Source organism: Acinetobacter sp. YH12200 (assembly GCF_013418175.1).
Lineage (GTDB): Bacteria > Pseudomonadota > Gammaproteobacteria > Pseudomonadales > Moraxellaceae > Acinetobacter > Acinetobacter pseudolwoffii.
In genome coordinates this window covers 1-9,898 of sequence record NZ_VPCO01000043.1, presented here as the reverse complement: position 1 = coordinate 9,898, position 9,898 = coordinate 1, and the positions used below count along the sequence as shown (strand labels likewise).

Annotated in this window: 10 protein-coding genes, 3 pseudogenes and 1 other annotated feature; of the genes and pseudogenes, 6 read left to right on the top strand and 7 right to left on the bottom strand. The window is 37.6% G+C overall.

The genetic code is table 11. From position 1 onward, the window contains the following. Together FTU90_RS15305 and FTU90_RS15300 are read right to left on the bottom strand one after the other, a co-directional pair. Positions 1–350: helix-turn-helix domain-containing protein (locus FTU90_RS15305; RefSeq protein ID WP_180073061.1), on the bottom strand; the 350-nt coding region annotated here is incomplete at its 3' end. A 142-nt stretch (positions 351–492) separates the two neighbouring features. After that, on the bottom strand, positions 493–882 hold the full coding sequence (locus FTU90_RS15300) for a hypothetical protein (RefSeq protein WP_100535482.1): 390 nt from the start codon (positions 880–882) through the stop codon (positions 493–495). Between the two features lie 93 nt (positions 883–975). On the opposite strand from FTU90_RS15300, the gene FTU90_RS15295 reads away from it, so the two are divergent. Continuing rightward, entirely contained in the window at positions 976–2,406 is a 1,431-nt protein-coding gene (locus FTU90_RS15295; protein WP_100535483.1) for a PLP-dependent aminotransferase family protein, read from the top strand. A 2-nt stretch (positions 2,407–2,408) separates the two neighbouring features. On the opposite strand, the gene FTU90_RS15290 is transcribed toward FTU90_RS15295, so the two are convergent. After that, a complete protein-coding gene (locus FTU90_RS15290) occupies positions 2,409–2,606 on the bottom strand; it encodes a hypothetical protein (protein WP_148334249.1) in 198 nt (65 codons plus the stop codon). A 292-nt stretch (positions 2,607–2,898) separates the two neighbouring features. Here FTU90_RS15290 and FTU90_RS15285 point away from each other — a divergent pair. The 4 genes and pseudogenes from FTU90_RS15285 to FTU90_RS15270 form a co-directional block, all read left to right on the top strand. After that, a pseudogene (locus FTU90_RS15285) lies at positions 2,899–3,180 on the top strand (helix-turn-helix domain-containing protein); the annotation flags it as partial. Further along, positions 3,174–3,537, top strand: a pseudogene (locus FTU90_RS15280) (IS3 family transposase); the annotation flags it as partial. The pseudogenes FTU90_RS15285 and FTU90_RS15280, both read left to right, overlap by 7 nt. A gap of 195 nt (positions 3,538–3,732) precedes the next feature. Then, positions 3,733–4,194 (top strand): DIP1984 family protein, encoded by a 462-nt coding sequence (locus FTU90_RS15275; RefSeq protein ID WP_004733111.1) that lies wholly within the window; start codon positions 3,733–3,735, stop codon positions 4,192–4,194. Between the two features lie 704 nt (positions 4,195–4,898). After that, positions 4,899–5,234, top strand: a complete 336-nt coding sequence (locus FTU90_RS15270) for a LysR substrate-binding domain-containing protein (RefSeq protein ID WP_282549714.1) — start codon at positions 4,899–4,901, stop codon at positions 5,232–5,234. A 40-nt stretch (positions 5,235–5,274) separates the two neighbouring features. Here FTU90_RS15270 and FTU90_RS15265 read toward each other — a convergent pair whose 3' ends face one another. From FTU90_RS15265 to FTU90_RS15250, 4 genes are all read right to left on the bottom strand, one after another. After that, on the bottom strand, positions 5,275–6,075 hold the full coding sequence (locus FTU90_RS15265; RefSeq protein WP_159138862.1) for a sulfite exporter TauE/SafE family protein: 801 nt from the start codon (positions 6,073–6,075) through the stop codon (positions 5,275–5,277). Between the two features lie 41 nt (positions 6,076–6,116). Continuing rightward, positions 6,117–6,611, bottom strand: coding sequence for a flavin reductase (locus tag FTU90_RS15260; protein WP_005093807.1), 495 nt, complete (start codon positions 6,609–6,611; stop codon positions 6,117–6,119). 98 nt (positions 6,612–6,709) lie between these two features. Beyond that, on the bottom strand, positions 6,710–7,753 hold the full coding sequence (locus FTU90_RS15255; protein WP_004733166.1) for a methionine synthase: 1,044 nt from the start codon (positions 7,751–7,753) through the stop codon (positions 6,710–6,712). 50 nt (positions 7,754–7,803) lie between these two features. Then, the gene (locus FTU90_RS15250) at positions 7,804–8,787 is read right to left on the bottom strand and encodes a putative oxygenase MesX (protein ID WP_159138861.1); all 984 of its coding nucleotides are present in this window, start codon (positions 8,785–8,787) and stop codon (positions 7,804–7,806) included. Positions 8,788–9,049: 262 nt separating this feature from the next. On the opposite strand from FTU90_RS15250, the pseudogene FTU90_RS15245 reads away from it, so the two are divergent. Then, a pseudogene (locus FTU90_RS15245) lies at positions 9,050–9,898 on the top strand (IS3 family transposase); the annotation flags it as partial. Continuing rightward, positions 9,325–9,441 (top strand) — a sequence feature (AL1L pseudoknot). Its footprint overlaps the pseudogene before it by 117 nt.

Sequence of the window (9,898 nt, the reverse complement as noted above, 5' to 3'; positions counted from 1 at the left end):
TCATTTGCAGTCATCCAGCGCCGAACCGTTTCTACCGGGATATTCAGGTCAAACATGCTGCTGAGCTTCTCATGCGCCAAGGTAGGTCCAAAGCCCAGCAGATGTTCAGAAATAATGGAAAGACATTGCGATTTTAATAAATCGTCATGGCGATGATGGCCCGGTTGACCACGACTGGCATGCGTCATGCCTGAAACACCATCTTGATTGAGCTTCTGCAATAACCGGGTAATTTGACGGGTGGAAAGATTCAGGATTTCAGCAGCACGGACTTGGGTAATACGATGATCTCGAACGTCTTGCAGAACTGCAAGACGTTGAATTTCTTTGTCAGACATAGTGATCAGCATCTATATTTTATATCCAGTCCATGGTGATAAAAACCATCATAAACCAGACATTTTTATTGGTGAGAATATAGACACTTTAAATGGGTTCTAACATTTGACTTCGCATAAGGTGTATTATGTTAATTTTAGCAATACTAAATTTTCATAAATTTCGATAGGCTATAATTTTTTTCACTATCTGAGCCTTTAAAATATTCATTTCTCCAATCAATATTTTTTTTTCACCATCTACTAATTTTACTTCAATTTTTTGATCAAAATTCTCACTACATTGAAAGTTTAAATTTGGTCTTTTAGGCGTATTTATAAAATGAAGATCGCCTTCAAAGCGATACTGATAACTATATTTTTTAGGGAGATCAGATAAAGCTTTTATACTTAAAAGCTGATAATTTTCTAAACTTTGTACTTTAAGAAATAATGTGATAACTCCCTCACAGACATCTTGTTGCTGTTGAACTTGTTGAGAAACTTGTTTTAGTTCACAAGCAGTTAATCCTCCTAATGTTAAGAGCATCAAAATAATTTTCATAATGAGTATCCGTTTGTACCTGAAAACAGAATATATCTGTTACTTTAATAGATACAGATGCAGATAAATTAAAAAAATAGGTACAGATTGACAATGTTTCAATATCAGATCTTAGCAAATCAATTAATTAATAGAATCAAAGGTCAAGAGTTAAAATCTGGACAAAAAATGCTGTCTTTGCGTCAATTTTCTAAACAACATAAGGTCAGTATTAATACGGCAAAATCTTGTTATGACCTATTAGAGGCCAAAGGTTTTATCTATGTGGTAAACAAATCGGGATACTTTGTTCAGAATATTAATGGATTAGAAACACTCTCTAATTTAACTTTACCTTACCATTCTGATTTTGTTCCAGGTATACAGGAGGTTTCTCATTTAGATCTACAAATTCAGATCCAAGAAGCGGCAACTAAGAAAAAACTAGCTCAATTAGGCTCAATTCAACTTTCTCCTGACTTAATTCCAGTTACTTTTTTAAAGCAGTCAATGCTACGGGCAATTAAAAATAGTAAAGCTGAAGATTTTCTCTATAGTGATCGACAAGGCCACATTCTCTTACGCGAAGCTCTATCCACTCATTGGGCAGAAGATGGTTTCTATATCCTTCCAGAGAGTATTTACATTAGTAATGGATGTATGCCTGCACTATCAGTAATAGTTCAACAGCTAACTCAAGTAGGCGACAGTATTATTGTCCCGACTCCATGTTATAACGGTCAGTTGCAATTATTGGCCTTACTTAAGCGGAAAATTGTTGAAGTTCCTGCACATACGGAGGGATTTGACTTAGAGCGATTAGAACAAGCAATGCAACATTCGGGAGCAAAAGTCTGCCTATTGACAGCTAACTATCAAAATCCTTTAGGGTTTTGCTTAACAAACAAAGATAAAGAAAAAATTGCACAATTGGCTGCTAAATATCAATGCTATGTTATCGAAGATGATATTTATGCTGAATGCTGTTTTGATAATCTACGACCGTTGCCTATCAAATACTGGGATGAAGATGGATACATCATATATTGTGGATCTATCTCTAAAACAGTTTCACCCGCATATCGAATCGGTTGGTTCTGTACTCCCTCAAGACTCGTAAATCTACATGCTAAATTGATAACACAGAACATCAATGTAAATACCCCATTACAACTTGGATTGGCAGACTTAATTTATAGTCGTGCATATAGACAACATTTAAATAATTTACGCCCGAAGCTATGGGCGCAGGTAGAAGAATATCGATACTTCATAGCAGAAGCTTTTAAAGATATCTCTTTTGGGTTAACCAATCCTCAAGGAGGATATATTTTATGGCTCCAGTTTCCAAAACAAATAGATAGTTTGGAAATGTACTGCTTCGCTCAGCAGCAAGAGATTAATATTGTGCCAGGATTGGTTTTTGGTGCAGGCAATCGCTATAACAATTGTATAAGGATCAATGCTGGACATTCGCTATCAGATGAAATTAGACAAGCAATACAGCTCCTTGCAGACTGGGCGAGGCATCAATTAAAGTCTTAGAGTTAACTACTAAACAGCTGACCTATTTCTAACCTGGTATAGCCACGTTCTTTAAAGATCAAAATAATTGCTTTTTTATAATCTTCAGAAGTAGAGGTCTTATATTTTGTTATAAGTTGAATTTCAGAATTAAGCTGAAGGTCATTTTTTATCGTCAACACTTCCGTAGAGACTTTATTAAAAATCTTGAAATTAAACATACAGGCGCTCTTTATCAATATTATAGCGGCCCGACTACAACAAATACCTGCCTTAGCTCAGCTAGACACCCTTGGCTGCAAGGATTACAAATTAGACAAGATTCTGCAAGCTTTGCGGAATTGAGAGCCTGAATATTCGACGAAATTATTCTTCATTTAACATAATGGATATTATACGAAATTGAAATGTTAGAACCCATTTAAAGTGTCTATATTCTCACCAATAAAAATGTCTAGTTTATGATGGTTTTTATCACCATGGACTGGATATAAAATATAGATGCTGATCACTATGTCGGATAAAGAACTTAAACGATTGTCGGTCTTGCAGGAAATCTGCGATCAACGCATAACTCAATCCCAGGCTGCTCAGCTACTTCTACTTCATATTTCAGAATGTCAGGTCAGACGCTTACTGCAGAAATACAAAGTTCAAGGTCCAGCTGCATTAGCCCATACGGGTCGTGGCCAAACCAGCAATTCCAGGCTTTCTTAAGAACTCAGACTCAAGTGCCTCAATATTGTTTCTGATCAACTGCATGGTTTCGGACCAACCTTGGCGCATGAAAAGCTTATTCAACAGGAGTTATGGTTCATTCTGACCAAGGCAGTCAGTACTGTAGTCGTGCTTTTAGAGCACTATTATTGACGAATAACTGTATTCAAAGTATGTCACGCAGTCTTGCGCAGTACACTGCTCATGTTGGGACAATGCAGTGACTGAAAGCTTCTTTCATACATTGAAAGGTCATGTAATCCATGGCGTGTGTTTGCCACTCGAAAAGAAGCGAATGCTGTCTTGTTTGACTATATCGAGATTTATTACAATCGAATCAGAAGACATTCTGCAAATGGCTGGTTAAGTCCTGAAGCCTTTGAACAAAAATATTGTAAGAATTTAGAGGGATCGACTGTCCACAATACTGTCTAGGATCAGATAAAGGATTCTGCATCTGAAAAAGGCCTTTAGCTTAATTCTGAGCTTCGACTAATGACAAAATATAAGACTTCTACCTCTGAAAATTATAAAAAATCAATTGTTTTGATCTTTAAAGAATGAGGATATAGTATTTGTGAAATTACTTAGCTGCTTAAAACTTAATTCTAATTGGTTAATAGGTGAAAAATGAAATTAGCAGAAGCTCTCTTACTTCGAAGTGATCAACAAAAAAAAATTATTTCACTAAAACAACGTATCAATGCAAATGTATTGGTACAAGATGGTGATAAACCATCTGAAGATCCTAATGAACTATTAAAACAAGTATTTTCTTTAATTCAAGAATTTCAAAAATTAAGTTATGCAATTCATGAAACTAATGCTTTAACAAAATTAAATGATGGTCGTTCTCTACTTGCTTTATTGTCTTTGCGTGATGAATTTGTAGAACAGCACAAAACCCTAACTGCAGCAATAAGTAATACATCTCGTGAATCTGATCGTTATAGTACGCGGGAAATAAAGTGGCATAAAGTTATTCCAGTTTCATCATTACAAAAACAAGCTGATGATATTAGTCTTAAATTACGTGATTTAAATGTGTTAATTCAGTCGAATAATTGGAAAATTGATTTGATTGAAGCCTAATAGTCCTTTAGATATAATCAAGTTGAACATACTGGGCGAGTACAAGATCCCTTACTTCCACAACATAGGATTGTAAATAAAGTGTAGTGGCTTGCAAAGCAAGTGGATAAGCTTAAAGTTTTAAGTACAAATCAATCCATCACTTGGCAGAACTCAAATCTTTGTGCAAACAAAGTTACACGTTACTTATAACTACCATGTACTGACAGTATGTTCACCTCAATTACTAAAAATAAAGAAATGAGCAAGCATCAGCTGAAGCACATTCCTATTTTTAATTCGGTTCGGCTTTGTTGCATAACGAGCTGAAAGACAGATTTTGAAAATAGCGGATTCAAATCACAAGTGCGACACATTTGTAGTTAGGTGAAAAAGTTAGGTGTATTCGTAGAATCATTAGACTTTTTCAACTCGCAATTGGAAAGCACGCAATGAAGAAATACACCCAACTCTCTCAAGATGAAAGTAAGCATCCGCTGAGCCCCACTTTTCCTCACTCATGAATACCACGATAGTGTCCACTAAACTTTAAGTGGACACCTATTTATGGATTTAAAGACAGTTATAGACAGCACACCAATGCTAAAAAAGCCCCGTCGAACCTTCACGGCTGAATTTAAACATCAACTTATTCAGCAATGCCAGCAGCCAGATACATCAGTGGCTAACTTAATCGCTGCACTGGTAAACCGAATGAACTTGTAATAACGACTTTCGCAAGAGGTCTATTTTATACAGATGATTTCAGTTTAACCCCCATCATATTAAGTGAAGCTCAAAAAGCAGGATTTGAACCTAATATTGTCTGTAAAAGTAGCCAATGGGATTTCATAGTAAAAATGGTAGAGGCAAATATGGGCATAGCTATTCTTCCAGAAATTTACTGTAGAAAATTTAGTAACTTAAAAAAAATATACTTCAATAGTGATGATATGACCTGGCAATTACATATGGCTTGGCATAAAGGATTAGAGATCTCTCATGCAACAAAAGCCTGGTTAAATTTAGTAAATAAATATAGTCATGAAATAAGTCTTTAAAATTACATTTAGCATAAAATCTCTTATGCGAAGTCCAATATTAAATTAATCCCTTCACAAGGAAGAAGCTTGCTACAATGACCAATAAAACTGCAAAGCATTTCTTTAACATTGCTGGTGATAAAGCATGTGCCGCCTTCGCACCAAACTTAGCCGTAATGAAACTCATGATGCTAATGCCAATAAATGCATAAATATGCACATAACCAATGGTATTAGGTACATTAATCTCAGCATTTATACCAAAAATAATAAAACCTAATGCACCAGCAACAGCAATGGGGAGTCCACATGCCGCAGATGTTCCAACCGCCTTCTGCATGACCACACCATAGCGATTCAGGTACGGAACCGTCAGGCTACCGCCACCAATCCCAAAGATTGCTGATGCAACTCCAATCACACTACCAGCAGCAATTTGTTGACCTGATGAAGGTAAATTTTTCGTTGGATCAATTACTTTTTTGGCACCTGTAAACATGGTATAGGCAACCCAAATCAGAAATAAGCCAACAATGATTTGTAGATGTAATCCTGATATCAAACCTGCAATACCCGCCCCAAAAAAGCAACCAATCGCCATGGGTGGTGCTAGATTTTTAAATACCGACCAAATCACAGCCCCATTTTTATGATGCGCCATCAATGAGCTAATCGAAGTAACAACAATGGTTGCTAAAGATGTGCCTAATGCGAGGTGCATAACCACATCGGGGTCATAACCCACTTGAGTAAAGACAATAAAAAGCAGTGGCACAATAATCGTACCACCGCCGACACCAAACAGCCCTGCTGCAAAACCAGCAAAAGCACCGATGACTAAAAAGGTTATAAGTTCCACAATAGACTAACTTTAAAAAATGAAAGGATTAAGGCGTTGAATTAAGCGTGTTCCAACTGACCCACTTGATGATAAGCACGGTTAAAATACACCAGGCTTTCTTCTTGATCGCTTTGTTGAACTTGAAGCACACGACACATGAAAATACTGTGTGTACCCACTTGCTGAATGTCCTGAATTTCACAGTCAAAACTGACCAAGGCATCTTGCAAAATAGGTGAACCAGTTTCCAACGCACTCCACTCACCTAAGTTGAAACGCTCTTCAGAACTGAATTTACTTGAAGCAAAAGCATTTGAAAGCTGTTCATGCTGAGTACTTAGTACGTTTACAGCCAAGACTTTATTTTCAACAAAATGGGCATGTGAACGGGAGGATTGATTCATACAGACCAATAACGTTGGCGGTGTATCCGTCACGCTACATACGGCAGATGCAGTAAATCCATGCATACCTGCTTTACTCGCAGTCGTAATAACATTCACTGCTGTGGTGAGTAAAGACATTGCATTTCTAAAGTCTGTTGCTTCAATCATCTCTTTCATCTCAAATGTACATATCACGTGCTCGTGCTTTAAGTAGAACAAATCATCTTGCAATAATTTGCCCCTGCTTCGCACGAGACTACGTTTGATTAAGCTTCTAGCTCTTTACGAACAATGGCAGCACCTGCGCTTAAAGCCTCAAGCTTGCCACGTGCAACTTGGCGAGAAAGTGGTGTCATACCACAGTTGGTTGAAGGATAGAGTTTATCTGCATCAACAAATTGAAGTGCTTTACGTAAGGTATTCGCCACTTCTTCTGCAGTTTCAACTTTGCTAGTTGCTACATCAATGGCACCCACCATCACTTTCTTACCACGGATCAATTCAATCAAATCCATTGGTACACGTGAGTTTTGGCATTCAAGTGAAATAATATCGAGCTTAGATTGTTGTAGTTTCGGGAATGACTCTTCGTATTGACGCCATTCATTACCTAAAGTTTGTTTCCAATCTGTATTGGCTTTAATGCCGTAACCATAGCAAATATGAACTGCAGTTTCACATTTTAGACCTTCAAGTGCACGTTCTAAGGTTGGTACACCCCAGTCATTCACTTCATCAAAGAATACGTTAAACGCAGGTTCATCAAATTGGATAATGTCTACGCCTGCTGCTTCAAGTTCTAAAGCTTCTTGGTTCAAAATTTTGGCAAATTCCCAAGCCAGTTTTTCACGGCTCTTGTAGTGTCCGTCAAAAAGTGTATCAATCATGGTCATTGGACCAGGCAACGCCCATTTAATTGGCTGACTGGTTTGGCTGCGTAAAAATTTCGCATCGTCTACAAACACTGCTTTTTTACGAGAAACTTCACCCACAACTGAAGGTACACTTGCATCATAACGATTACGAATACGCATGGTTTCACGCTTTTCGAAATCTACACCTTCAAGATGTTCAATAAACGTGGTTACAAAGTGCTGACGGGTTTGCTCACCATCACTCACGATATCGATACCTGCAGTGACTTGCTCATGTAATGATAATTTCAAAGCATCACGTTTAGCTTCTAATAATTCTTCGCCTTCAAGCTTCCATGCAGACCATAATTTTTCAGGTTCAGCTAACCAAGACGGTTTTGGCAAGCTACCCGCAGTTGAAGTTGGGAGTAAAAGTTTCGGTTGTGTAAGCGCCATGTCTAATCTTCTTTGTCTAAATTCGTAAATCTGTTTATCAATTTAATGGATTAAGCAGCTGTTTCGACTTCGAAATTTGCAGCCCATTCATTTAAAATGTCTTGATAAGGCTTAATGAAGTTTTCTTCCGTCCATTTACCTTGTTTAACTGCAAGCTCACCACGTTCCACACGGTCATAGACCACACGTGTAAGTGAATAATCGCCATAGCTTAGACTTGGTTGATACACCACACCTGCAGGAGAGTTGGTGTTGTAAATTTCAGGACGATAGATCCGTTGGAAACTTTCCATGGTCGCAATAGCACTGATCAATTCAAAATCAGTATAATCACGGACTAAATCGCCAGCGAAATAGAATGCTAATGGTGCATTACCACCTTCTGGTTTAAAGTAGCGTACACGTAAACCCATTTTGGCAAAATATTCATCGGTACGTGAATATTCATCATTTTTGTATTCCACACCCAAAATAGGATGTACGTTGGCTGTACGGAAATACGTTTTAGAGGTTGAAACGCTTAAGCAAATGACAGGTTGTTTTTTAAATTCTGCTTTAAATACATCTGAATTGACTAAATGTTGATAAAGCTTGCCATGTAGATTGCCAAAATCTTCAGGTTTTTCACCTACACCACAACCCAATTGTGGCAATACCACGCTGAAGTCGTAATCACGCACATAAGATGAGAAGCTATTGCCGATCATGCCTTCAATACGCTCACCTGTTTGATGGTCAATCACAACACTTTTAAGTGTTTCAATAAATGGGAAAGTTTGACCATTACCTTCAATATCAATTTCCGCAGAAATAATGTCAATCTCAAGTGAATAGCGATCACCTTTCGGGTTATCAACGGTTGCCAAGCTATTAAAACGGTTGTTGATCATCGCAAGGGTACGACGCAAGTTTTCTTCACGGCTTTCCCCACGTGCCAAATTGGCAAAGTTTGTGGTTAAACGTGTGTTTTCTGCTGGTGTATAATTCTCATCAAAACGGATACGTTTAATTGAACACTCAAATGCTGTACTCATGGAGATTGCCACCTAAAAATTTTATAAAAAGTTAAATTTCTGAATGGCTATATTTAAACGTGAATAAGAAAGTGAGTAAAACGATATAAATTCAGCTTAAGATGAGAAATACTCATCTTAATAAATTAAAGATGCTGAGGATTTTTAGTTATTCAGTAAGCTAAGCGGCTATCTAAAATCTTTATCTGAAATTGGTAATGTTTTTTGCAACTTGAACCGTACCGGGTTTGTCGGAGAGTCAATATTCTGAGAGACTATCCCGATGACAAAATTAAAATATACCCCTGAAATCAGAGAAAGAGCGGTTCAATTATTGATTGAATCTGAAAAAGATTATCCTTCTACTTGGGCTGCAATCACAGCAATTGCGCCTAAGATTGGTTGTACTCCTGAAACACTTCGTGCCTGGCATCAAAAGCATTTAGATCAGCAAAATCCTATTAAAGTACAACAGATATCTGATCAAGAAAAAATGAAGCAAATGGAACGTGAAATTAAAGAATTAAAGCGTGCCAATCAAATTCTACGTAAAGCAGCCGCTTTTTTCGCCCAGGCGGAGCTCGACCGCCCACACAAATAATGGTGGATTTCATCCATAACAATAAAGACTTATATGGTGTTGATGCGATTTGTAGGATTTTACCGATCGCAGCTTCAACCTATTACCGAACTTTAGATCTCGCTGACAATCCAGAACATCGAGCGAAACGAGATCTACATGATGAGCATCATGCTGAACAAATTCAACGAATTTGGAAAGAAAGTTCAGGTCGATATGGTGTGCGTAAGGTCTGGCAACAATTGAAACGTGAAGGTTATGTTATCGCACGTTGTACAGTTGCTCGATTGATGCAGAAGCTAGGTATACAAGGTGTTTGGCGTGGTAAGAATAAACAAACCACCCGTAGCCGAGATGATCAAAAAAGAGCAGATGATTTAGTGAAACGTAATTTTAATGCTGATCATCCTGACCAACTGTGGGTGAGTGACTTTACGTATATTCAAACTCATTCAGGCTGGGTCTATACCGCCTTTATTATTGATGTGTTCTCACGAGCAATTGTTGGATGGAAAGTATCTACACGGATGAATACAGATATGGTGCTCGATG